Below are 21,751 nucleotides of genomic sequence, written 5' to 3'. Positions count from 1 at the left end.
AGGTTTTCGCACCGGCCTCCCCGCGGCTTCAGTCATAGAGCCCGATCGCGAGGAGATCGTCGTCCGAGAGTTCGTCCCAGAGTTCAAGGACGATCGAGCCGTCGGCGAGAACGTCTCCGGGGATGACCCATTCGGAGTCGACCTCTCTGACCTCTTCAGCGCCCTCGGGGGTTCTCACGAGCACTTTCATAATACTATCACCATGCCCTCTACTCCCCCCTGGCAGGGCAGGCAAGTTCGCAGGCGCGGCAGTGATCGATGCGTTCTCTCCCGGAGGCTTTGTCGGCGTTCATCCGCTCAAGGCACCGCTCCCGGCTGAACCTGCCGGTGGATAAGGCGTCCATCGGGCAGGCGCGGATGCAGTAGCCCTCGCAGCCGGCACAGAGATCGCCTTTTGGAAGGTCACGATCTGGGCATTCCAGCTCCACCCAGACCGCCCGGAACCGGACCCTCGGCCCGTATCCTGGGACCAGGACGAGGTTGTTTCTCCCCATGCGCCCGATGCCCGCCATACATGCCGCGTCTTTGAGGTAGATCCCGCCGGCCTCCGGCTGGTAGGGGATGACCCGGCTTTCGACCCCATAGTGCTCCTGCAGCCAGCGGCCGAGATCTCTCCCGATACCAGTAAGGATCCGGTCTCCGGGCGTCCCACGGTCTGGTTCCCAGAGGTCGAGTTCGGGGTGCTCTGGATCGTGGTAAAGCCCGAGGACGATGTAGGTCCCCCGGTCTCTCTGCGATCCCCGGTATCCATCCGCAACCGCTGAAGGACAGTCGATAAGCCGCTTTGCCGGGACTGCTCCCGCCACGTCGGCCCCGAGTTCACGCGCTCTCCGGAGGGCCGCTCTGATAATCTCTTGGTCGTCGGGCATTGGAGAGGGTATGGAGCCGGGGGGTGAAGAAGAAACCGGTCGTCCACCGTCTTCGGGCATGGCATACCGAGTCCTGCGTCGCTCATGGTCACGGTACCGTAACACCGGGGATGGACAGCGTCGTGCTGCCGGGTAACGACCCCAAGGACCGGCGGCACAGGATTACAGCCCCAGGTCGGAGAGCCCAGGATGATCATCAGGGCGCCGCCCCAGCGGCCAGTGAAACTTTCGCTCCCCCTCTGTGATCGGCAGGTCGTTGATGCTGGCGTAGCGGCGGCGCATCAGCCCATGCTCATCAAACTCCCAGTTCTCATTCCCATAGGAGCGGAACCAATTCCCCGAGTCGTCGTGCCACTCGTATGCGAATCGTACGGCTATTCGCGCTTCATGGAACGCCCAGACCTCCTTGATCAGGCGGTAATCGAGTTCTTTCGCCCACTTCCGCTGCAGGAATTTGACAATCTCCTCGCGGCCGTTCACGAACTCCGCTCTGTTGCGCCAGACGCTGTCGGGGCTGTACGCAAGCGAGACCCTCACCGGGTCACGGGAGTTCCATGCGTCCTCAGCCATACGGACTTTCTGCACCGCCGTTTCATACGTGAACGGCGGCAACGGGGGTCGACTCTGCTCGGTCATACGTGCATGACATCACTGCGGTGTTGATAAGAGTATGCCCGGATGGCATCGGCGCACCCTCGTGCGGACGGCAGAACGAGGTAGTTAGATAGTAGAATTGCATTGCTAAATCGTAAATGTGCTTTGTGGTGGAACTGAGTTGAGAAATAGGACGCCCCGGCTGGGATTTGAACCCAGGTCGAAAGCTCCGGAGGCTTTCAGGATATCCACTACCCTACCGGGGCCGTCATAACATGTTGTTGCCTATTATATAAAAGGCCAGCGATAAGGAGCCCCTCATCTCCTCCTTGACTCGTAGAGATGCCAGATCTTACAGGCTCCTTCGTGGCTGACCATGCAGGGACCGACCGGAGTGCGCGGAGTGCAGACCTTCGCAAAGAGCCGGCAATCGGACGGCCGGGCGACGCCGCGCAGCACTTTATCGCAGATGCAGGCCGAATGCTTATCCACGTGCCGGATCGTGATATCGAACTTCTTCTGCGCGTCGTAGGCCTCGAACTCCGGCTTTAAGCGGAGGCCCGATGCCGGGATCACCGGGAACCCGCGCCATTCAACATCGAACGGATCAAAAACCTCATACATGAGGCGTTTCGCCTTGACGTTCCCCTCCCGGGTGACCGCGCGCGGGTATGCGTTCTCCACCTTATGCACGCCATCGCGGACCTGCTGCACCGCCATCAGAAGGCCAAGGAGAATGTCCTCCGGTTCGAACCCCGCGACGACCTGCGGGACGGGGAACCGCTCATACTCTTCATAGCCCATCACCGTGCAGACGTGCCCGGGGAGGATGAACCCATCAAGCGTCGCCTCCCCCTGAGAGAGGAGCCACTCCATTGCCGGGGGGACGAGCCGGTGGCACGAGAGGATCGAGAAGTTTTCTGGCGGGCGGGTGAGGATCGTGGCGGCGACCGTCGGCGCGGTGGTCTCGAATCCGACCGATATAAAGACGACCTCCCGGTCAGGCTCCCGTCTTGCGATCTCCACCGCCTTGTGGACGCCCTGCACCACCCGGACGTCTCCACCGCTCGACTCGAGCGAGCCCTTCGTCCCCGGGACGCGTAAAAGATCGCCGTAGGTCGTAATGGTGCAGCCGCGCTCAACCAGGTCGAGCGCGGCATCAATCTCCCCCTGCGGCGTGATGCAGACCGGACAGCCCGGTCCCATCACGATCTTGAGCCTTTCGGGAAGGATGCTCCGGAGTCCGGCGCGCGCGATCGCCGCCTCGTGGGTACCACAGATATGCATGAGCGTGATATCCCGATCGACGAGATCGTGAAGTGTCTTGAGGATCTCCTTACCTACCGCCATGGATTCTCATACTGATCTCTCGCCGATAGAGCATATTGGTGCCGGTGGTGACACCGGGAGGATTCACGCAGCCCGATAGAAGGTCCCTTTCCCTTCCCGCACGGGCTCGACCAAACCTTCCCCGGTATCTATGGCATCTCTCGACGACGCCCGGCCGGGAGACGCCGCATCGATCACCTCTCCGCCAAGCATCGACGCGATCTGCTCAAGTTTTCCAGGGTTTGCCGGCCTGACCCAGATCTCGGTGCCCGGCCTATCAAGGGTGTTGATCTGGACGCGGTCGGGGTTGATCGCCGCGACGGCGTCCTTGAGAAGCCGGAGTTCCTCTGGGGTGTCGTTGAGGCCCGGGACAATGAAGACCTCAAGCCAGATCTGACCGGTGAACTCCCGGGCAAATGCCGTAATCCCTGCAAGCACCCGTTCTGCGGTGATGCCCGGGCATGGCCGGTTGATCTCTTCAAAGACCTCTTTTGAGACCGCATCAAGCGACGGTACCACGAGGTCTGCCCGCATGAGGGCAGCCCGGACCTCCGGATCAGGAAGGAGCATGCTCCCCGTCAGCACCGCGACCTGGTAATGGGGGTAGTTGTCTTTGATGAAGGCAATAATCCTCTCGATGCCGGTATGGAGCGTCAGCTCCCCCGAGCCGGCAAACGTGACATAGTCAAGATCCGGTGCCGTCGCGAGAAAATCATCGAGTTCCGCAATGACCTGGTCGGCTGGGACGTATTCGCGCCGCTCGCAGGTGAGGTTGAGCGTCCGCCCGCACTCACAGTAGATGCAGTCGTAGGCGCAAGTCTTCTGCGGCATCAGGTCGACCCCGAGCGAGGTACCCAGGCGTCGGGAGAGAACCGGGCCGAAAAGGTGGTGATATCCCATATCCGGGGTATAGTCTAGCGTGAGGAGGTATGAGGATTCCCTTTGCGGCACTAAAGTGGTCGATGGAAGTGAGGCCGCCCGGTTGATGCCGCTCGGGCGGTCAGGAATACCGGCCCGATTGCTGACAGAAAAGACCCGGTAGACAATCGCGTCGATAAACTCATCGTACGCCTGCGCGGTCGAGGATTGTTACGATACTGCCAGAGAGGCGAAGCTCTCGTCGATGGCTTCGGCATTGGATTCGATGTAGGAAATGATCTAGCCTTTGATCTCTCAGGTAGATTCGAGACAAGAACTTCTGAAGCCATCAGCCATAGTTTATCGGTACAGAGTGCCGAAAGTGCCTCATGACACGACGCGCGAAGGTGCTTATTCCGAATGTATATAATGTTTCGGCCGGGAACATTCTGTATGTTCGGTGTCTCCACCTACTGCCTTCACCAGGAGCCGCTCGCAGTAGCACTCGAAAGACTTTCTCCGATAACCGACTGCGTGGAGGTGATGGACGAAGGGCTGCACCACCTCGAGAGCGTAGAGCCGCTGGAGAGTTACTCGTACCTCTACTTCATCCACGCGCCGGCCCGAGGGATCAACATTGCAAGCATCCATGAGCCCATCCGGCGGGCGAGCATCGAGGTCCTGACGCAGACATTCACTCTCGCTGCGGAAGTCGGGGCAGACGTGGTAATCCACCCGGGCTATTACGCGTGGATCCAGGAGCGGGATCATGCACTGGGGATGTTCAAGCAATCGCTCAAAGAGCTGACGGCGGCAGCCGAAGACCTCTCAGTGACGTTCTTTTTGGAGAATATGGGCAACTGGGAATATTTCTTCCTGCGCTCCTGCGAGGATCTGCCGCTCATCGATGGGATCGGGTTTGCGCTCGACGTCGGCCACGCCAACTTGAACGGGTGCCTGGACTGCTTCCTCGCACACCCTACGGCGCACTACCACCTGCACGACAACAATGGCGATGATGACACGCACTCTCCTATAGGGACCGGGACGATCGACTTTGTGGCTGTGATGGAGGCCGTGCAGAGGAACAACGTCATCCCCATTATTGAGGTGGAGACCCTTGATGGAGTGACCGCCAGCATCACCGCACTGGAAGCGATCGATCCTGCGGTGTCGGGTACATAGTTCTGTTCTGACCCGGTACCTCCACCTTTCACCCTGGATCGGCCGTAACCTTTTATAAGGAAAAACTCCAACATAATTGGTGCTTCGTGCCTCGGTGGCTCAGTCGGTAGAGCGCGTCCTTGGTAAGGACGAGGTCGCGGGTTCGATTCCCGCCCGAGGCTTGGGAGCCCGAGTTCTTAATCTCTTCTCGAAAATTAATCCGTAGCGTCAGCACTTCAGTGCTGGATGGCGCGATCCCTCCTGAGTTCATCAGAAATGCGGCACGGTGCTGGGTTTGTAACTCCTCAGATGCAGAGTATATAGAGGGGTTCGAAGAGTGCAGGGCGATCTTCTCTTCGATCCCGGCGGGCCGCCATCACGATCGATCTTGACCATGCCGTACCGGACGCTTATGTCGGCCCCCAACTCCTGTGCATATCGCGAGCATTAAGGCACTCTCCCGACAAACCAATCTGGCACTGATGGCACCTGTACAAGACGGCGACACCCTCCTCCTGCACTTCACCAGCACACGTCCCGACGGCGAGATATTCGAGGACTCCCGGTCGGGCGAGCCGATTCGGGTAACCCTTGGAGCAAAGCAGATCAATCCCCTCTTTGAAGAGGCATTGATTGGAAGAGAGCCCGGCGAGACGGTGACGGTGGTGCTGCCCCCGGAGAAGGCATATGGGAAGTTTCATAGAAAACTCGTCGTCACGGTAAAGCGAAAGAAACTGAACCTCGACCACGAGCCGGTCCCCGGCGAATTCCTCAAACTCGAGGTCATGGGCAGACCCTGCCTGGTGACCGTCGTCGACGTGGACGAAAAATCGATCACCGTCGACGCCAACCACCCACTTGCAGGTGAGACGATCACCTACACGATCACGGTCGTGGCGATCCTCCCCCGGGAGGGTTGAGCCCTCGAGAGACCGCAAGCCCCGTCCGGTGAATGCGGGCGATGCCCCGCCGCGCCCGCCGGACGTTACGTCAAAGAGTCGTATAAACACTGTATTTTTGGTTTTCAACCGGGTCTGCTCCAGCGGGTATTTATCCGGTCCATAAAAACCTCTTCTCATGAGAATAGGCTCATCCGGAGACGGGGGATCGCCTTGGGCACAGGCGATCATCGGTTTACTTCTGCTGCTGGTCGTCGTGTCTATCCCCATTGCACTCTCAGGCCCCTTCTCCCCGGGTCCCGAACCGGTGCACGTCAAGATCCTCGCGGTCAACGACTTCCACGGACAGTTCCCCGACGGGCAGAAACTCGACGGCGAACCTGCCGGGAGCGCGCCGGTGCTTGCGTCATACCTCAAAGGCGCGATGGCGGATGCCGATGATGCGACCACGTTCATCGTGTTCCCCGGAGACGTCGTCGGCGCGTCGCCGCCGGAGTCTGGGCTGCTGCTGGACGAACCCACGCTCCTCTTCTTCAACAGTTTTGCGGACGACTGCTCGAAGATGGTCGCAACCTTTGGGAACCACGAGTTCGACCGGGGCGTCGACGAACTGTTGCGGATTGTCCACGGCGGGAACGGTACGACGACAGTCACCCGCCTTGTGGACCCTTACCCGGGCGCGGTAGCGGAGTATGTCTGCTCGAACGTGGTCTGGAGGGAGAACGGCACCCTCCTTGCGGCACCCTACACGATCCTGGATGCAGGAGGTGCAAAGATCGCGTTCATCGGTGCCACCACAACAAAGACTCCCTCGATCCAGCGCCCGGTCTACGTCGAAGACCTCGTCTTTCAAGACGAGACCGAGTCGATCAACCGCTACGTCCCGGAGATCCAGCAACAGGGGGTGCATGCGATCGTCGTCCTCCTCCACGAGGGCGGCGAGCAAGACCCCTACGACGGTCCTACCAGGGATGGGGGCAACGTGACGGGCAGGGTTGCCGAGATCGTCGCCGGCCTTGACCCTGACGTGGATCTCGTCCTCTCGGGCCACACCCACAAATTCACCAACGCCTACCTGGAGAATGCCGGCGGAAACCCGGTGCTGGTGACGCAGGCATACAGTTACGGCAGGGCGTTTGCCGACGTCGACCTCGTCATCGATCCCCTCACCGGGGAGGTCTCCCATGCATCGGCAGAGATCGTCCCGGCATACAAAGCCCGTGTCACCCCCGATCCGGAGGCCGTGTCGCTACTCCGGATGAGCGAAGAGGCCGTCGGGCCGCTGACGAACCGGGTCGTCGTGGTTGCTTCGGCGGAGATCACGCGGCTGGAGACCGACGCCGGCGAATCCGCGCTCGGCAACCTCGTCGCCGACAGCCAGCGGGCGGCTATGGGCGCCGATATCGCGTTCATCACCACCGGTTCGCTCCGGGCCGATATAGAAGAGGGCAACGTCACATGGGGAGACCTTTATGCAGTCCAACCCTTCTCTTCGACCGTCCTATCAATGACCCTGACGGGCGAACAGGTCCTCGAGGCGCTGGAACGGCAGTGGGAGACCCCGCTGCCGCCCCACAACCTCGCCGTCTCCGGGCTGTCGTATGCTTTCGATGAAAGCAAGCCCGTCGGCAGCAGGGTCACCGAGGTCCGGGTGGACGGCGTCGTGCTCGACCCGAACGCAGAATACACAGTCGCGATGGTCGATTTCCTCGCGACCGGCGGCGATGGATATACCATCTTTACGGAAGGGAAGAATGTGGTCTATGGCCCGCTCGATCGCGATGCACTGGTCGCCTACATGGAATCTCTCCCGGGGCCGGTGGATGTGAAGGTGGAAGGAAGGATTACAAAGGTCGCGTGAATTTGCGGTCTCTCCGTTTTTTCAGCCGAATGGCTGTATGAGTAACTACCTGGGTCCGGGGCTCGACGCTGCTCTCCCGGCAGCAACCTTCATAATCCAGCACGAGCGATAGGCGCCGCTGTCCGGAGTTGTTGTCATGAAGATACTTGGTATCAATGGGAGTCCCCGGGGCGAAAGGAGCGCCACGTTGCGGCTCATCGCCGCGGTCCTCGAAGGTGCAAAGGAGGAAGGGGCAGAGATCGATCTCGTAAACATCATTGACCTCGATATCAAATTCCGGAACGCCTGCAGCGCCTGTTTCCAGGAGGGCAGGTGCGTCGAGGATGACGATTTTCCGGGGCTGTACGAGAAGATCAAGGGTGCCGATGGGCTTGTGCTCGGGTCTCCTGTGTATATCGACCAGATCACCGGCCAGATGAAGCTGCTCATCGATCGCATGGCCGATGGAATCCAGTGCCAGGTGCTCTCGGGGAAGTACGGATGCTCGGTCTCCACCTCAGGCGACCACGCCGAGCAGGAGGTTGTTAAGTACCTGAACCACTTCCTCCAGATGCTCGGTGCGACGCCGATCGGCGGTTTGGGAGTTGCAACCGGGAAGGATCCGGATGCCCTGATCCGGTCGGAAGAGGATGCGCGCAAACTCGGAAAGACGCTTGCCGAGGCAATACGGACCCGGCGGCAGTACCCGGAGATCGCAGCGTTCCACGAGCGGTTCCAGAAGAAATTCGAAGCGGTCATCACCGGCGAAAAACCCGAGTGGCCGGGTGATTACAAGCACTGGGTCGATCAGGTCTGGGTCTGGTAAAACCCGCACTCACCCAGACTCCCGCGCACCCCGGATCAGCCCGGGGAAATTCGGCCGCCGTCCCCAACTCCGTCGTCCCCAGGGGCACCCCGGCCGCGCCGTTCACCGGAGGAGAGAACGCGACCGTCTGGGTACCACTTCGGCGCCGGGCGTGAAGGCGCTCGTGACGGGAATGAGTGGATGGATCCCCTGGTACAAAGAGCATGAGCGTGCCAAGCGTAAGAGGACTATCGTAACGTGCAGAAAATACCGCCGTTCGGTAAACCGACTGCGTTGGTTCTTAGAATTTATCCACGAACCTGCTCTGCATTTATCCATGCCCTTTGTACCGGTCAATGTTTGTGGGATATATGCATCCGCGGTACATCCCGGCGGGTATTCATTGGAATCGGTTGGAACGAAGCAGACCTAATATATTTATAGAATGATAGCGCACGGCCCGGAGCGGAGGGCCGCCTCTGTAGGCCTTCACCGATACTGGAGATCTGACCATGCCTGATTTTACAAACCCCTTTGCCGGGAACCATATGGAGCGCAAACTGGATCGCGGGGAACTTATCCGGACGATCCGGTTCTCGATTGCCGCGGAGTATGAGGCGATCCAGTTCTATGAGCAGATCGCCGAGTCGACCGACGACCCGCTGGTCCAGAAGGTGATGCGGGATATCGCAGACGAGGAGAGAGAGCACGCCGGGGAGTTCCTCCGCCTCCTTCGGGAGATTGAACCTGCCGAGGAAGAGTTCTACCGGCACGGCTACGAGGAGGTCGAGGAGATGATCGAGGAGTTGAAGAAGGGCGGGGCTTGACCGCCCTTTTGTGCCGTATCAGAGAGTTGGGTTGCGAGCAAGCGATTGCACTCTCTACTCAGGGATCCCGGGGGGCACCCCGGCCACGCCGTTCACCGGGAGGGAGAAGACGATGGCTCCGGCGTCGGTGTGCGGTCCTGCCCGGGTGGCGATCGCCTGCATGATGCCGCATTTAAACTCGCTCTTTGTGAGGATAAGGATCAGGTCTTTCTCGGGCAGGATGGGCACTCCAAAGAACGTCTCCATGCTCTCGAAATTGGTGCCGTATGCCGGGATGACGGTTCCTCCTGTAGCGTTCGCACCCTTTGCCGCCTCCATTACTTCAGTTGAGAAACCCTTGTTTACAACCGCAATGACCAGCTCGTGACGGATTATACCCTGTTCCATACCGGATCGCCTCCCCTCTCCCTGCAGTGAGCCTCGCAGGTACTCCACCGTTCTTGCGCCACAAACGCTCCCTACAGGCACCGTAAACGCGATACCGCGACCGGATTGTTCCGGTGTCAGTTCATCGTGCATCTTCTCAAGCAGACTCTTTGACGACTCGGACGGCACCATGCCGATAAGGATCGTCTTCTCTCTCTCGCCCAACCCAAGATATGCCATAATTTTTGAATCAACGGTGCCTTTCCCCCGTGTCAGGAGAGTGCATCTCGCCCTCCCATCTTTAAGGAGGTTCATTACCCTTTCCTCTCGTCCGCGGTCGAAGATGGCAATCATCACCACCAGCGACCCGCCTGCAGACGTCTCGTCGAGCATTTCGGTCCCCGCATCTCACAAGTCGATGATATCTGTATCCTCTCTATCAAAGGATACTGCCTTCGCCATGGCTCTCACCCTTCGCACCTTCATCTTATAGATCAACCCCATAACCTGCACTGTGATCAGCGGCATCATGGCCACCACGGTAATGATCCCGAAAGCTTCGGTCAGCACGCTGCCCCCCATAACCCTTGAGACCCCTGTTGTGAACGGAAGCAGGAATGCCGCCGCCATGGTGCCTGCGGCAATTCCACCGGAATCAAACGCGATCGCGACAAAGATCTGGGGCGCAACGAATGTCAGTGCCAGGGCAACAGCGTAGCCCGGCAACAGGAATAGCCAGATCTCAATCTCCGTTAGGACACGGACCATGACGAGCGCCAGTGCAACTCCTACGCTTACAGAGAGGCTCAGCAGCATGATCCGGCGTGAGATCGCGCCGCTGGTGATCTCATCGATCTGGTTGACGAGAATCTGCACGGCGGGCTCCGCGGCAACAATGAAAAAACCGATGACGGCACCGAGCGGGACCAGGATCCAGTTGTACGGCAGAGACGTGAGAGCATGGCCCAGGTAGATCCCGGCAGGCACAAAACCTATGTTCACCCCGGTCAGAAAGACCGTAAGTCCAAAGAGGATGTAGACGATTCCCACGCCGATCTGGATCAATTGAGTTCTGGAGAGTCTCAGGTGTACCACCTGGTATACGCTGAAGATCACCACGATGGGTAGTAGAATCAGTGAAACTTCCCTGAGGAACTGAATCAATCCTCCGGCATACAGTCTTGCGAGTTCCGCTGTGCTGCTCACTGTGGTGGTGGGTTCATAGGCATAACCGGTTCCGGCGGGGTCAAAGAACAACCCCAGGATCAGGACCGCGAGGATCGGCCCTATCGAACAGATCGCAGTGAGTCCGAAGCTGTCTTCCGACCTCTTCTCCCCACGGACGGCCGAGATGCCGGCACCCATTGCAAGGATAAAGGGCACGGTGATGGGTCCCGTCGTAACCCCGCTTGAATCGAAGGCTACGGCCAGATAGTCCAGTCCAGTGAACGCCGCCAGGAGAAATACCAGAGAATACAGGAGAACAAACGTATAAGACAGCCGGACCCGGAGGAGGATCCGGAAGACGGCGAGAACCAGGAAAATGCCCACACCAAAGGCAACTGTGGCTACAAAGACAGGATCGGGGATGGCGGGGATCTGACGTGTCAGCACCTGCAAGTCGGGCTCTGCGGCTGTGAGGACTGCGCCCAGCACGAAACTGGTGAGGATGATCAGCCAGACATTGCGAGATTCGGTCAATTTGGAACCTATCAGTTCCCCCATCGGCATCACGGCCATATCAGCCCCTTGTGTGAAGGCGCTCATGCCTACGATGAGCAGGACGGCACCTATTGCAAAGAGTATCATTGTTCCTGTGGGCAGAGGAGTCAGGGTTAGGTGGAGCAGAACGACGATGGCGCAGATCGGCAGGACTGAACGCAGTGACTCTTCAAACCTTTTGAGGAGAACGTATCCCATCTCATACACCCTCTCTTCAGCCATCGTGGGTTAACGCGTCAGACTGACCCAAAGTGCCTCTCCTCTCCAGTAACCCGGCATATATACATTGGGCCGTACAGCCCACCATCGGATACCAGCCCTTTTCGGCCATTCTCCGCCTGGAAACGGCCGGATGGGATCCCGGAGCAATCTCTGGGAGCGTGTGGGGCACGATCAGGAAGGCTATGTGATCAAAAGGGGAAGACCTCGCAGGAATTTTACGCAGGAGAACGATGAACAGGTATGCTCTCATTCATAAGGAGGAGTGAGCCAACATACAGTCTCTTTTTGATGGGGATATGCGCGGTCATCAGGTCAATTTCACGAATATTTTACTATAAAATCTCATATAGTAAATTATCAATCGCTGATTGGTGCCCGACAGGTTTTTTAAAGATATCATTATGATATTCGCCATCAACCATAATTTATGCTCAGCATCGTCCCGGAGATCAGCCCGGATACCTTCTCCCTGATTATTATCCCGGTGTTCATCTTCTTTGCACGGATATGCGACGTCACCATCGGGACGATGCGGATCATCTTCGTCTCCCGTGGGATGAAGATGATCGCTCCGATCTTCGGGTTCTTCGAGATCTTCATCTGGATCATCGCCATCGGCCAGATCTTTCAGAACCTCACAAACCCGCTCAACTACTTTGCTTATGCGGCCGGGTTTGCCACCGGGAACTTCGTTGGGATGCTCGTCGAGGAACGACTGGCAATGGGGCTTGCGATCATCCGGATCATCACCCAGCGTGACGCGACCAATCTCATCGACTATCTCCGGGGCGCTGGATACGGGGTGACCGTTCTCGACGCTCAGGGAAAACAGGGCCCCGGCAAGGTCATCTTCTCGGTGGTCAAGAGGAAGAACATCCGCGACGTGGAGAAGGCTATTCACGAGTTCAACCCAAAAGCGTTCTACTCAATCGAGGACGTCCGGCGGGCTGCGGAGGGGACGTTCCCGGTCGCCGTGCCCGGCCCGACCCCGTTCCACGCTCATTTGGGCAAGGTCATGCGGAAGGGGAAGTGACCCCCGGATAGGTTATCCGATAGATGGCGTTCGCCCGGTCGTCCGAGACCAGGAGCGATCCGTCTCTCGTCACCTCCACATCCACGGGCCGGCCCCACGCCTCCCGGCCCTGGAGCCAGCCCTCGGCAAAGACCTCGTAGGCAGTGGGTGTGTCGTTCTCAAGGGTAACCATCGTCACCCGGTAGCCGATAGGCTCGAGCCGGTTCCAGGAGCCGTGCTCGGCGATGAATATCCGGCCCTGGTACTCTTCCGGGAACTGATCGCCGGTATAGAACCGCATGCCGAGCGCCGCCACGTGCGGACCGAGTTCCTGCTCCGGCGGCGTGAACTCGCTGCACGACCGCCCCGCCCCGAACTCAGGATCGGGGATCGACCGCCCGTGGCAGTAGGGGAACCCGAAATGCATCCCTATCTGTGGCGCACGGTTCAACTCGTCCGGCGGGGTATCGTCGCCGAGCCAGTCCCGGCCATTGTCGGTGAACCACAACTCATTGGTCAGGGGATGCCAGTCAAACCCTACAGTGTTTCGGATGCCCCGGGCGTAGATCTCGAGATCGGTCCCGTCCGGATTCATCCGGAGGGTGGTCCCGAACCGTTCGTCGCCGGGATCGCAGACGTTGCAGGGAACCCCCACCGGGACATAGAGTTTCCCGTCGGGTCCGAACGCGATGAACTTCCACCCGTGCAGCCGGTCGTCCGGAAAGGCATCGCTCACGACCACGGGATCAGGGGGCTTTGTGAGGTCGGCCTCGATGTTGTCGTAGCGCAGGATGCGTCCGATCTCGGCGACATAGAGGGAGCCGTTCTGGAACGCGACGCCGTTAGGGGAGTCGAGACCACTATCTATAACGATCACCTCATCGCCCCTCCCATCGCCGTCACGATCAGGGATCGCATAGACGTTCCCCGCCTCTCGACTCCCGACAAAGAGCGTCCCATTTGGAGACAGAGTCATCGACCGCGCCCCGGTGACGTTTCCGGCGTAGAGATCGATGGCAAACCCCGGCGGGAGGGTGATCGTCTCGAGCGGCAGGCTGCCGGTAGGGCCGCCCGGGGAGACCTGGAGAACCACGGCGATGCCGAGTAGGGCAAGAACAGCAACGGTGGTGAGGATGAGTGCGGTCCGGCGTGACATAGATCAACTCTAGAACTCCGGATGCCGGGAGCGCATATAGGTGTTACTCAGGGGTCGTCGATCAAGTATCGCTCATTGCCATCGCGAACCGCCTCACGTACCGGGCGTTTGAGATATTCTAATGTATCTTCTCGTGAAATGTAACAGAGGAATTGCGATGACAAATCACCCGGTTAAAAACATGATGCGATTGATGGCGACCAAGATCAGGACCATCGCGGACGTAATGTCCGACGATCAGATCGATGCGTTCCTCGATGAGATCCTGAACGCCAACCGCATCTACACCATAGGCGCCGGCCGCTCAGGACTGGTTGCAAAAGCGTTCGCCATGCGTCTTATGCATCTTGGCTTTACTGCCTTCGTTGTCGGGGAGACTGTGACCCCGGCCATGAAGCCGGGAGACATCATCGTTGTCTTCTCCGGTTCCGGGGCGACCAAGACGGTTGCGGATATCTCAGAGACCGCAAAGGAGATCGGTGGGAGGGTCTGCCTCATCACGTCGAAGAAAGATTCGAGGATCGGCCGCATCGCCGACTGCGTCGTCATCATCGAGAGCCAGCGGGACAAGGTGGCCGATGAGTCGGCGGAGTTCGAGATCCGGCAGATGATGGGTGAGCACAAATCGTTCGCACCGCTCGGCACCATCTTCGAGACGACCGCAATGGTCTTTGCAGACGCGATCATCTCGCGGTTGATGGAGATCACCCAGTGCAAGCCAGAAGATCTCCAGTGCCGGCATGCAAACATTGAGTGAGGAGTAGTCGTGAACGAGCACAGGTACGCCGGCCGGGTGCGCGGGGTGGAGATGTCCGGGATCCGGAAACTCTTCGATGCCGGAGGGCCGGACGCGATCAACCTCGGTATCGGACAACCGGACTTCGATACGCCTGAGCATATCAAGATGGCCGCAATCGCCGCCATCAGGGAGGGAAAGACCGGCTACACTCCAAACGCCGGCATCCCTGAACTTCGGGAAGCGATATCCGAGAAGTTTGCCCGGGAGAACGGTCTGGATTACCTGCCGGAGCAGATCCTGGTCACGGCAGGTGGGAGCGAGGCGCTCCACCTCGCGATGGAAGCCCTTGTGGACCCTGGCGACCGTGTTCTCTTCACAGACCCGGGTTTCGTCTCCTATGCCGCGCTTGCGACGTTCGCCGGGGGGAAGCCGGAAGGCGTCCCGCTCGATGCAACCCTGCACATAGACGTCGAACGGGCGAAGGAGCAGATGGACGGGGCGCGGGTCTTCGTTCTGAACTCGCCTGCAAACCCGACGGGGGCCGTCGAAAGCGAGGAGTCGATCCGTGCCCTCGTGGAGTACGCAAACGACCGAAAGGTCACTGTCATCTCCGACGAGGTCTACGAGCACTTCGTCTACGAGAAAAAGCACGTCAGCGCTGCGCGTTTCGGCGAAGACGTCATCACGATCAATGCCGCGAGCAAGACCTACGCCATGACCGGCTGGCGGGTCGGCTACCTTGCGGCGCCCGAGGATTATATCCCCCAGTTCCTCAAGGTGCACCAGTACTCCCAGGCATGTGCAACGTCGATCTCGCAGTATGCCGCGCTCGCCGCCTACACCGGCGACCAGAGCCCCGTTGAGCGGATGCGGGAGGAGTACCGCGCACGGCGAGACCTCCTGTATGCAGGGCTCACCGAACTTGGGTTCGACTTCCCCCGGCCGGAGGGTGCGTTCTACATGTTTGTCCCGATGGGGCGAACCCTTATCCAGAAGGCCGTTGATGCGGGTGTCATTATCGTGCCGGGCGAGGCTTTCGGCTCACGGGCACCCGAATACGCGCGCTTCAGTTACGCAACCTCCCGGGAAAACCTCTCGCGGGCGATTGCACGGCTCAAAAGACTGATGGAGTGAGTTAGAATGGTGAAAGAGTTACTCAAGAAATTATCGGATGCTCACGGCGTCACGAGCAGGGAAGGAAACATCAGAGATATCGTCCGGGCGGAACTTGCAGGAGTGGTCGACGAGTTCCGCGAGGACAAGATGGGCAATCTGATTGCCATAAAGCGCGGCGACGGCTTCTCCATCATGCTCGCCGCTCACATGGACGAGATCGGCCTGATGGTCCAGTACATCGACGAGAAGGGGTTCATCCGGGTCGTTCCTCTCGGCGGATGGTTCGGACCGGTGCTCTACTGTCAGCGGGTGATCCTCCACGGAACGAAAGGGCCGGTCCCGGGAGTCATCGGCGCGAAGCCTCCCCATGTGATGAAGGAAGAGGAGCGCAGGAAAGAGATCAAGATCGAGGATATGTTCATCGATGTGGGTGCGGCGAGCGCAGAGGAGGTGAAGAACCTCGGGATCGAGATCGGCACCCCGATCACCATCGACCGCGAATATAGAGAACTCGCCGGCACCCGCGTCACCGGCAAAGCGCTCGACAACCGTGTCGGTGTCGCCATGCTCATCCGGGCCCTGCAGCAGGCAGACTCGCCCCACACGCTCTACGCCGTCTTCACCGTCCAGGAGGAACTGGGGCTGAAAGGGGCGAAAGTGAGTGCCTACTCCTTAAACCCGGACTGCGCAATCGCAACCGATGTTACCATTCCCGGCGATCACCCCGGGATCGATAAGAAGGATGCGAGCGTCGAGATGGGCAAGGGCCCGGTCCTCGTCCTCGTCAGCGCAAGCGGGCGCGGGCTCATGGCCGACCCGAGGATGACGGCGTGGCTCCGGGAGACCGCGGAGAAGAACAACATTCCCTACCAGCTCGAGGTCGGGACCGGCGGTAACACCGACGCGACGATCATCCACCTCGAGCGGGGCGGCATCCCGAGCATCCCATTCTCGATTCCGGCCCGTTACATCCACTCCCCGGTCGAAGTGGTCGACACCGCCGATATTGAGGCGGGGGTCCGGCTCCTGGTAGAGGCGCTGAAGAGCAAACCGGCGCTCTAAAATACCTTTTTTGGTTCTGTAGTCACAGTAAAAGGTGCGCCCGGGAAGTGGGCATCATAACCCGGATGCGTATCGGTTCACGGGTGCAGTCTATTATTGGGTTTCACAGGCCTTACCGCCTTGACCTGCGAACTGGCTGCATCCCGGTGATTGCACCCTCGGGTTGATCCCTCTCCCAGGCAGATCACCCCCTGGTTCTGAGAGATTATTAATTTTATTCGCTCATAAGAATAACAATTATCTCGCTGTCGTATCACTCAAAAGGTCTCATTCTTCAACAAATATGACCGTGACGGGACACGAGTCGGCAGCCTCCATGGTGCAGTCGGCAAAGTCTTCGGGCACCTCACCTTCTGCAGGATTGCCGTTAACCCGGTACTGCTCCGCAACCTCGGAGAGACTGTCATCTGGGTTCTGCTCAAAGATATCCGGGCAGAGCGTCCAGCAGTTTTCGCAGCTGATGCATCCCGATCTGTCGATGGTAACCTTTACCACGCGTAATACCTCCACGTTGATATAGCACGGAAGGGCGCTCTTCCATGTTAAACATGACGGATGTGTGACGATCCACGTGTTTAGAGAGAAGGTATAACATCCGACTGCTCAAACATAAGAGGGTTCATGCAAAATACGGCTTGGATTACTCTGTTCTTCGCCGGGCTTCTGGAGGCGGGCTGGGCGCTTGGGCTGAAGTATACCGAGGGCTTCACAAAGATCGTGCCGTCGGTGGCAACCCTCGTTCTGATGGGAGGAAGCTTCTATCTCCTCTCGCGGTCGCTTGCCGACCTCCCGATCGGAACAGCGTATGCTGTCTGGACCGGCATCGGGGCGATCGGAACGGTCATCGCGGGGATCGTCCTCTTCGGCGAATCGCGGAGTGTTGTCCGCCTTCTCTGCATCCTGCTGATCGTGTCGGGAATTGTTGGGCTGAAACTCTGTTCGGATGCCTGAATGGGGCGCGGGATCCCGACCCATTACGTTTTATGGTCCTCGATCTCTACTCTCGTTTGCACTTTGGGTGAGAGTACCTGATCCAGCTGGCGTGCTGTTCTGAATCCAATCTCGCTCTGAACTGGTGTCCAGGAGTTTCCCGGACTTTAACAGTCTTGTGGATTATCAGCACAAACTCCAGCCACGTCGTAAAGCCTGCCCTCCCGGTGAGTCGGGAGCGGTATGACGACATGTGAGTGGAGCGCCGGAGAGCAATTCCCGATTGCGATACAAAAGCAAGGAAAACTAAAATCTAAGACGCCCCGGCCGGGATTTGAACCCGGGTCAAAAGCTCCGCAGGCTTCTAGGATATCCACTACCCTACCGGGACACAAGAAAATGTGCCTTGTCCCTAATAACTACGCTGTTCATGTTAAAAAGGATTGCCCACCGGAGGGTGCAAACCCTCCGGGGGAGCTGAAAATTCCTGGAGTTATCGGGATTCTTGTCTGGTAAAAACTGACCCGAGGATGAGGCCCGCGGGGCCTCATACACCTCCCGCGCGCATCACCGTATGCACCTTCACATCGTTTCCGGAGAACTGGATCAGGTAGTTCCCAAACTGACCCACGAAGATCCGCTTGCGGATATCCGCACTGTAGCGTTTTCCAAACCCGTCCTGGGCCACAATCTTGCCGGACTCACGGTCCCTGACCGTCACTTCAAACCACGAATCTTCGCTTGGATAGGTCTGCTTGAAGACCCCTTCACTCTTCTTCCCGTAATCACTTGTACCGTGCTTCTCCCGCGTGATCATCTTCGGTTCCACCTCAAAGTCGATGATGAGCGGGGGTGCGGTCAGGTCAAAGGAGAAGGCTTCCACCGAATGGCTGAGGTTGAACTGCGTCGTCCTGTTGTAGATCGTGACGTAGGGATCCGGGGTCGGCGTTATCTCCGGCGGCCTGCTGAGTGTTGGACCGGCTACACCGCTTGTTACGGTGGGGTATGGAGTTGCCGGGGTCAGGTACCCCGGATCGAAGTCCTGTTCGTCTTGCGTCTCTTCCGGGGCTGAGCCCGAAAAGATGTTGGACCAGCTGGGTTCGCCGCCCGGCGGCGGTTCCGCGCACCCGGCGGACGCGAGAGCTAGGAGCATCACCACGGTTACAAAGAATGTTCTATACACCCAGTTCACCGTAATGGGATTATTTTTATTGGCCATTTATGCTTTTATTCTTGGATTTTTTGAGAAAAATTTTTCACAATAAATATATATTAAGATAGTATGTTATCGCCATAAACCGTCTTGCTGAAACAATTTTGTTGTCTTGACCTCTTGAGAATTCTCTAAAAACTTGTAGGACATTAAGCGCCAATTATAGTGCCTCGTGCGTCCCGGGCACTGCTTCCTGGATATCCAGTAATGTATATCTGCGCCAGACACCAACGTTCTATGATAACGATGGGCAGAAAACAGGGAAAAAGAGCAAAGCACGGGGAACAAACATACAACAATGGGGGAGATCTCGATTCGGACACCCCTATACCGACACGCTCAGATTCGCTTACGCTCGACAGAACCGTAGCGTCCATCAAGTATAACCGCTACGTTCAGATCCTTATCGGGCTGACGCTTGTCGGGGCCCTCCTTCGGTTCTATAACCTCGCCGGAAACTCGCTCTGGCTCGATGAAGCCGCGACACTCTCGTTCGCCCGGCAATCGCTCATCGGCATCTGGGAGAGCATTGCTGGCGGGGAGTTCAACCCGCCNNTACCCGCCGCTCTTCTATTGGCTGGAGCACGCGATGCTCGTCTTCGGGGAGAGTGAGTTCGTGCTTCGGTTCCTTCCTGCGCTCTTTGGCGTTCTGACAATCCCGGTCGTCTATTATATTGGAACAGAGTTCCGGGACAAAAACGTCGGGCTCATAGCCGCCGCACTCCTTACGTTTTCGCCCTTCCACATCTTTTACTCACAGGAAGCCCGGGCATACGCCCCGATGCTCTTCTTCTTCTCTCTCGCGCTGCTCTTTTACGTGCGGGCGAGCAGATCCGATGAGGTCCGATCCTGGGTTCTCTTCGGCGTCTTCTCCGCCGTTGCCTTCTGGATGCACTTTTACGCGTTCGTTCCGGTCGCCGTCCTTATCCTCCATGCCCTCATCACCCGTGCGGGCGATATTCGGCGTGATGTCCGGAGCGCGAGAGCACCGGCCCTCGCACTTATCGCATTCATCGTTGCCACCCTCCCCCTGCTCATCGTCACAGTCAACCTCTTCCTCGCGAGGACATCGTCCGCCCCGACCTTCGGGATGCAGGGGCTTGATGTCATCTACCAGACCCTCCTCCAGATCTCGGGGTTCAGCGATCTCATCCTCGTGCCGTTCCTCATCCTCTTCCTGCTCGGCGTCGCCTGCACCTGGCGCGAGGACCGGAACGGAGCGCTCCTCCTCGTCTTCATGATGATCCTCCCGNNCTTATCCTCTCTTCGAGGATGCCGATGATCCCGCGCTACCTCATCTACCTCCTTCCGGTGTACTTTGTCGGGATTGCATCTGCATATCCTGGACTCTACGCTCTTGTCAAGGACAGGAGAGCAGTCTATCTGGCTCTCGCGGCGGCTTTTCTCGTCAGCACGCCATTCCTTGCAGCCTACTATACGACACCCCAGAAGAACGACTGGCGGGGTTTTTCCGCAGAACTTGACGAAATGACCAAAGATGGCGATCTCGTCGTTGTGCTGCCGTCTTACATGACGCTTCCGCTCAATTATTACTACAGCAATGCAACAGACGGGACCATCGAACTTGTGGCGACGACCGAGGGGGATCTTGAATTGATCAGGAATCAGTATCCTGGAAAACAGACGTACTATGTGGTAACCGGGGATATCTTCGCCGCAGACCCCACCGGAGATGCGGTGAACTGGCTCCAAGCGAATACAGAGTTTGCCGGGCAGCGCATGGGGATCTACCTCTTCAAGTCGGTCTAAGGAGGGGGGACAACGACCGACACTTACGATCTCACAGTAATCATCCCGACCTTCAATGAAGAGGAGAATATCGCAGCAATCATTGATGCGGTCAACACTGTTCTCACGAAGAACAGCATCCACGGCGAAATCCTGGTCGTGGACGATGACTCGAAGGACCGTACGATCCCGATCGTTCGGGAGATCACCGGCAAAAATAGCAACGTACGGCTGATTGTCCGGAGAGAAGATCACGGTCTCTCTCAGTCAGTCGTCGAGGGGTTCCGAGCGGCTCGATCCGATATCCTGCAGGTTATCGATGCTGATTTTTCGCACCCACCGGAGCTCATTCCCAAGTTCTATGAGGCGATACGAGAGGGGGCAGACATCGCCATAGGAAGTAGGTACATGAAGGGTGGAGATATCGAACAATGGCCGCTCAAACGAAGGATCATATCCCTCGGCGCCACCGCATTTGGCCGTATTCTCTTCCCGGAGGTCACAGATCCCGTAAGCGGGTTCTTTGCCGTGCGGCGGGAGGTCGTTTCCGGTGCTCCCCTTGCGCCACGGGGCTACAAGATCCTGATGGAGATCCTTGGCAAGGGCCGATGGCGCTCGTTTACCGAGATACCGTTCGTCTTCAAAGATCGTGAGGAGGGAGAAAGCAAACTGCGGCTCGGCACGATGATCGACTACCTCGGACAGTGCGCCAGTATCATCCACTTTGCGATGGCACATAGGACTGGGCCGGTCTGGGCTGAGTGGACGAAGGTCCTTCGGTTCGGATTTGTCGGGCTTTCCGGGATTCTGGTCAATATGGGCCTCCTCTACGCTCTGACTGAGATCGCTGGCCTCTATTATCTGGTCTCCGCAGCAATCGCAATCGAACTCTCAATCGTAAACAATTTCATCTGGAATGATGTCTGGACATTTCGTTCAGCAAAAAACCTGAAGTTCAAGCAGAAAATTTCGCGGTTCGGATCGTTCCAGGCGGTATCAATGGGTGGGCTCGCAATCAACATGGTCATTCTCTATCTTCTTGCGGATATTGTCGGGGTCTACTATCTCATCGCGAACCTTGTGGGGATATTCATCGCGTTTGCCTGGAACTATACGATGAATAGGCACAACACGTGGGCAAGAGCATACTGACGCAGCACCCAATGCAATTCCGCTTGGCCTTCATTTTCGATCGGAAAGTAACTTGCGGTTGATGACGGCCAAGACTCCTGGTTACCCTGAGTACCCCCGAATAACCCCCCGGTACACATCCACCGCC

The 21,751-nt window shown here is 58.2% G+C and carries 23 protein-coding genes and 3 tRNA genes; 14 read left to right on the top strand and 12 right to left on the bottom strand.

Annotated elements, in window-relative coordinates; translation table 11 throughout:
- Positions 1–28: 28 nt before the first annotated feature.
- The 6 genes from ACI94_RS01075 to ACI94_RS01050 all read right to left on the bottom strand — a co-directional run bounded on the left by ACI94_RS01075 (position 29) and on the right by ACI94_RS01050 (position 3,692).
- Positions 29–190, bottom strand: coding sequence for a hypothetical protein (locus tag ACI94_RS01075; RefSeq protein ID WP_169795886.1), 162 nt, complete (start codon positions 188–190; stop codon positions 29–31).
- A 19-nt stretch (positions 191–209) separates the two neighbouring features.
- Positions 210–869: a hypothetical protein gene (locus ACI94_RS01070; protein ID WP_066954134.1), complete on the bottom strand. Its 660-nt coding sequence runs from the start codon at positions 867–869 to the stop codon at positions 210–212.
- Between the two features lie 162 nt (positions 870–1,031).
- Positions 1,032–1,505 carry a nuclear transport factor 2 family protein gene (locus tag ACI94_RS01065; protein WP_066954137.1) on the bottom strand — a complete coding sequence of 158 codons (474 nt, stop codon included), beginning with the start codon at positions 1,503–1,505 and terminating at the stop codon, positions 1,032–1,034.
- 152 nt (positions 1,506–1,657) lie between these two features.
- A tRNA-Arg gene (locus ACI94_RS01060) sits at positions 1,658–1,729 on the bottom strand.
- 52 nt (positions 1,730–1,781) lie between these two features.
- On the bottom strand, positions 1,782–2,813 hold the full coding sequence (hypD, locus tag ACI94_RS01055) for a hydrogenase formation protein HypD (RefSeq protein WP_066954140.1): 1,032 nt from the start codon (positions 2,811–2,813) through the stop codon (positions 1,782–1,784).
- 63 nt (positions 2,814–2,876) lie between these two features.
- The gene (locus ACI94_RS01050; RefSeq protein ID WP_273258701.1) at positions 2,877–3,692 is read right to left on the bottom strand and encodes a radical SAM protein; all 816 of its coding nucleotides are present in this window, start codon (positions 3,690–3,692) and stop codon (positions 2,877–2,879) included.
- 411 nt (positions 3,693–4,103) lie between these two features.
- Here ACI94_RS01050 and ACI94_RS01045 point away from each other — a divergent pair, with 411 nt between their 5' ends.
- The 6 genes from ACI94_RS01045 to ACI94_RS01020 all read left to right on the top strand — a co-directional run bounded on the left by ACI94_RS01045 (position 4,104) and on the right by ACI94_RS01020 (position 9,185).
- Complete coding sequence (locus ACI94_RS01045) at positions 4,104–4,835, top strand: sugar phosphate isomerase/epimerase family protein (RefSeq protein WP_273258703.1); 732 nt, start codon at positions 4,104–4,106, stop codon at positions 4,833–4,835.
- An 88-nt stretch (positions 4,836–4,923) separates the two neighbouring features.
- A tRNA-Thr gene (locus ACI94_RS01040) sits at positions 4,924–4,996 on the top strand.
- A 300-nt stretch (positions 4,997–5,296) separates the two neighbouring features.
- Positions 5,297–5,734, top strand: coding sequence for a peptidylprolyl isomerase (locus ACI94_RS01035; protein WP_066954146.1), 438 nt, complete (start codon positions 5,297–5,299; stop codon positions 5,732–5,734).
- A 157-nt stretch (positions 5,735–5,891) separates the two neighbouring features.
- Positions 5,892–7,574 (top strand): bifunctional UDP-sugar hydrolase/5'-nucleotidase, encoded by a 1,683-nt coding sequence (locus tag ACI94_RS01030; protein ID WP_286680985.1) that lies wholly within the window; start codon positions 5,892–5,894, stop codon positions 7,572–7,574.
- Positions 7,575–7,710: 136 nt separating this feature from the next.
- Positions 7,711–8,379 (top strand): flavodoxin family protein, encoded by a 669-nt coding sequence (locus ACI94_RS01025; RefSeq protein WP_066954152.1) that lies wholly within the window; start codon positions 7,711–7,713, stop codon positions 8,377–8,379.
- Between the two features lie 491 nt (positions 8,380–8,870).
- Positions 8,871–9,185, top strand: a complete 315-nt coding sequence (locus ACI94_RS01020) for a ferritin family protein (protein WP_066954155.1) — start codon at positions 8,871–8,873, stop codon at positions 9,183–9,185.
- Between the two features lie 54 nt (positions 9,186–9,239).
- On the opposite strand, the gene ACI94_RS01015 is transcribed toward ACI94_RS01020, so the two are convergent.
- Together ACI94_RS01015 and ACI94_RS01010 are read right to left on the bottom strand one after the other, a co-directional pair.
- Complete coding sequence (locus ACI94_RS01015; protein WP_066954158.1) at positions 9,240–9,944, bottom strand: hypothetical protein; 705 nt, start codon at positions 9,942–9,944, stop codon at positions 9,240–9,242.
- 15 nt (positions 9,945–9,959) lie between these two features.
- A complete protein-coding gene (locus tag ACI94_RS01010; RefSeq protein ID WP_066954680.1) occupies positions 9,960–11,471 on the bottom strand; it encodes a DUF1538 domain-containing protein in 1,512 nt (503 codons plus the stop codon).
- 451 nt (positions 11,472–11,922) lie between these two features.
- Here ACI94_RS01010 and ACI94_RS01005 point away from each other — a divergent pair, with 451 nt between their 5' ends.
- Positions 11,923–12,528 (top strand): DUF2179 domain-containing protein, encoded by a 606-nt coding sequence (locus ACI94_RS01005; RefSeq protein ID WP_273258711.1) that lies wholly within the window; start codon positions 11,923–11,925, stop codon positions 12,526–12,528.
- On the opposite strand, the gene ACI94_RS01000 is transcribed toward ACI94_RS01005, so the two are convergent.
- Complete coding sequence (locus ACI94_RS01000; protein ID WP_066954164.1) at positions 12,509–13,663, bottom strand: sorbosone dehydrogenase family protein; 1,155 nt, start codon at positions 13,661–13,663, stop codon at positions 12,509–12,511. The two genes, ACI94_RS01005 and ACI94_RS01000, sit on opposite strands and share 20 nt — an antisense overlap.
- A 157-nt stretch (positions 13,664–13,820) precedes the next feature.
- On the opposite strand from ACI94_RS01000, the gene hxlB reads away from it, so the two are divergent.
- From hxlB to ACI94_RS00985, 3 genes are read left to right on the top strand one after another with little or no spacing between them, the layout of a single operon-like run.
- A complete protein-coding gene (gene hxlB, locus ACI94_RS00995; RefSeq protein ID WP_066954683.1) occupies positions 13,821–14,420 on the top strand; it encodes a 6-phospho-3-hexuloisomerase in 600 nt (199 codons plus the stop codon).
- 9 nt (positions 14,421–14,429) lie between these two features.
- Positions 14,430–15,536 (top strand): pyridoxal phosphate-dependent aminotransferase, encoded by a 1,107-nt coding sequence (locus tag ACI94_RS00990; RefSeq protein ID WP_273258714.1) that lies wholly within the window; start codon positions 14,430–14,432, stop codon positions 15,534–15,536.
- Between the two features lie 6 nt (positions 15,537–15,542).
- Positions 15,543–16,580 (top strand): M42 family metallopeptidase, encoded by a 1,038-nt coding sequence (locus ACI94_RS00985; RefSeq protein WP_066954167.1) that lies wholly within the window; start codon positions 15,543–15,545, stop codon positions 16,578–16,580.
- A 267-nt stretch (positions 16,581–16,847) separates the two neighbouring features.
- Here the strand turns inward: ACI94_RS00985 and ACI94_RS00980 are convergent, their stop codons facing one another.
- Positions 16,848–17,075 carry a ferredoxin gene (locus ACI94_RS00980; RefSeq protein WP_066954172.1) on the bottom strand — a complete coding sequence of 76 codons (228 nt, stop codon included), beginning with the start codon at positions 17,073–17,075 and terminating at the stop codon, positions 16,848–16,850.
- Positions 17,076–17,201: 126 nt separating this feature from the next.
- On the opposite strand from ACI94_RS00980, the gene ACI94_RS00975 reads away from it, so the two are divergent.
- A complete protein-coding gene (locus ACI94_RS00975; protein WP_066954175.1) occupies positions 17,202–17,531 on the top strand; it encodes a multidrug efflux SMR transporter in 330 nt (109 codons plus the stop codon).
- 298 nt (positions 17,532–17,829) lie between these two features.
- Here the strand turns inward: ACI94_RS00975 and ACI94_RS00970 are convergent.
- Together ACI94_RS00970 and ACI94_RS00965 are read right to left on the bottom strand one after the other, a co-directional pair.
- Positions 17,830–17,901, bottom strand: a tRNA-Arg gene (locus ACI94_RS00970).
- Between the two features lie 156 nt (positions 17,902–18,057).
- Positions 18,058–18,729, bottom strand: coding sequence for a hypothetical protein (locus ACI94_RS00965; RefSeq protein ID WP_224732754.1), 672 nt, complete (start codon positions 18,727–18,729; stop codon positions 18,058–18,060).
- A 583-nt stretch (positions 18,730–19,312) separates the two neighbouring features.
- Here ACI94_RS00965 and ACI94_RS00960 point away from each other — a divergent pair.
- The 3 genes from ACI94_RS00960 to ACI94_RS00950 are packed head-to-tail and all read left to right on the top strand — an operon-like array spanning position 19,313 to position 21,624.
- The gene (locus tag ACI94_RS00960) at positions 19,313–20,005 is read left to right on the top strand and encodes a glycosyltransferase family 39 protein (RefSeq protein WP_286680984.1); all 693 of its coding nucleotides are present in this window, start codon (positions 19,313–19,315) and stop codon (positions 20,003–20,005) included.
- Positions 20,002–20,493, top strand: a complete 492-nt coding sequence (locus ACI94_RS00955) for a hypothetical protein (protein ID WP_286680983.1) — start codon at positions 20,002–20,004, stop codon at positions 20,491–20,493. The genes ACI94_RS00960 and ACI94_RS00955 overlap by 4 nt, the downstream gene beginning before the upstream one ends.
- A gap of 39 nt (positions 20,494–20,532) precedes the next feature.
- Positions 20,533–21,624 carry a glycosyltransferase family 2 protein gene (locus ACI94_RS00950; RefSeq protein ID WP_066954181.1) on the top strand — a complete coding sequence of 364 codons (1,092 nt, stop codon included), beginning with the start codon at positions 20,533–20,535 and terminating at the stop codon, positions 21,622–21,624.
- Positions 21,625–21,751: the final 127 nt, after the last annotated feature.

This window comes from Methanoculleus sp. DTU007, assembly GCF_001512385.1.
GTDB lineage: Archaea > Halobacteriota > Methanomicrobia > Methanomicrobiales > Methanoculleaceae > Methanoculleus > Methanoculleus thermophilus.
Note: the sequence above shows the minus strand (reverse complement) of the source record. Positions and strands in the feature narration are given on the sequence as shown.

Coding starts and splice junctions, on each gene's coding strand:
- ACI94_RS01015 (WP_066954158.1), bottom strand. CDS start 9,944: ATGCTCGACGAGACGTCTGCAGGCGGGTCGCTGGTGGTGATGATTGCC.
- hxlB (WP_066954683.1), top strand. CDS start 13,821: ATGACAAATCACCCGGTTAAAAACATGATGCGATTGATGGCGACCAAG.
- ACI94_RS01045 (WP_273258703.1), top strand. CDS start 4,104: ATGTTCGGTGTCTCCACCTACTGCCTTCACCAGGAGCCGCTCGCAGTA.
- ACI94_RS00975 (WP_066954175.1), top strand. CDS start 17,202: ATGCAAAATACGGCTTGGATTACTCTGTTCTTCGCCGGGCTTCTGGAG.
- ACI94_RS01025 (WP_066954152.1), top strand. CDS start 7,711: ATGAAGATACTTGGTATCAATGGGAGTCCCCGGGGCGAAAGGAGCGCC.
- ACI94_RS01065 (WP_066954137.1), bottom strand. CDS start 1,505: ATGACCGAGCAGAGTCGACCCCCGTTGCCGCCGTTCACGTATGAAACG.
- ACI94_RS01005 (WP_273258711.1), top strand. CDS start 11,923: ATGCTCAGCATCGTCCCGGAGATCAGCCCGGATACCTTCTCCCTGATT.
- ACI94_RS00965 (WP_224732754.1), bottom strand. CDS start 18,729: ATGGCCAATAAAAATAATCCCATTACGGTGAACTGGGTGTATAGAACA.
- ACI94_RS01030 (WP_286680985.1), top strand. CDS start 5,892: ATGAGAATAGGCTCATCCGGAGACGGGGGATCGCCTTGGGCACAGGCG.
- ACI94_RS01010 (WP_066954680.1), bottom strand. CDS start 11,471: ATGGGATACGTTCTCCTCAAAAGGTTTGAAGAGTCACTGCGTTCAGTC.
- ACI94_RS01075 (WP_169795886.1), bottom strand. CDS start 190: ATGAAAGTGCTCGTGAGAACCCCCGAGGGCGCTGAAGAGGTCAGAGAG.
- ACI94_RS01070 (WP_066954134.1), bottom strand. CDS start 869: ATGCCCGACGACCAAGAGATTATCAGAGCGGCCCTCCGGAGAGCGCGT.
- ACI94_RS01050 (WP_273258701.1), bottom strand. CDS start 3,692: ATGGGATATCACCACCTTTTCGGCCCGGTTCTCTCCCGACGCCTGGGT.
- ACI94_RS01000 (WP_066954164.1), bottom strand. CDS start 13,663: ATGTCACGCCGGACCGCACTCATCCTCACCACCGTTGCTGTTCTTGCC.
- ACI94_RS00985 (WP_066954167.1), top strand. CDS start 15,543: ATGGTGAAAGAGTTACTCAAGAAATTATCGGATGCTCACGGCGTCACG.
- ACI94_RS01020 (WP_066954155.1), top strand. CDS start 8,871: ATGCCTGATTTTACAAACCCCTTTGCCGGGAACCATATGGAGCGCAAA.
- ACI94_RS01035 (WP_066954146.1), top strand. CDS start 5,297: ATGGCACCTGTACAAGACGGCGACACCCTCCTCCTGCACTTCACCAGC.
- ACI94_RS00955 (WP_286680983.1), top strand. CDS start 20,002: ATGATCCCGCGCTACCTCATCTACCTCCTTCCGGTGTACTTTGTCGGG.
- hypD (WP_066954140.1), bottom strand. CDS start 2,813: ATGGCGGTAGGTAAGGAGATCCTCAAGACACTTCACGATCTCGTCGAT.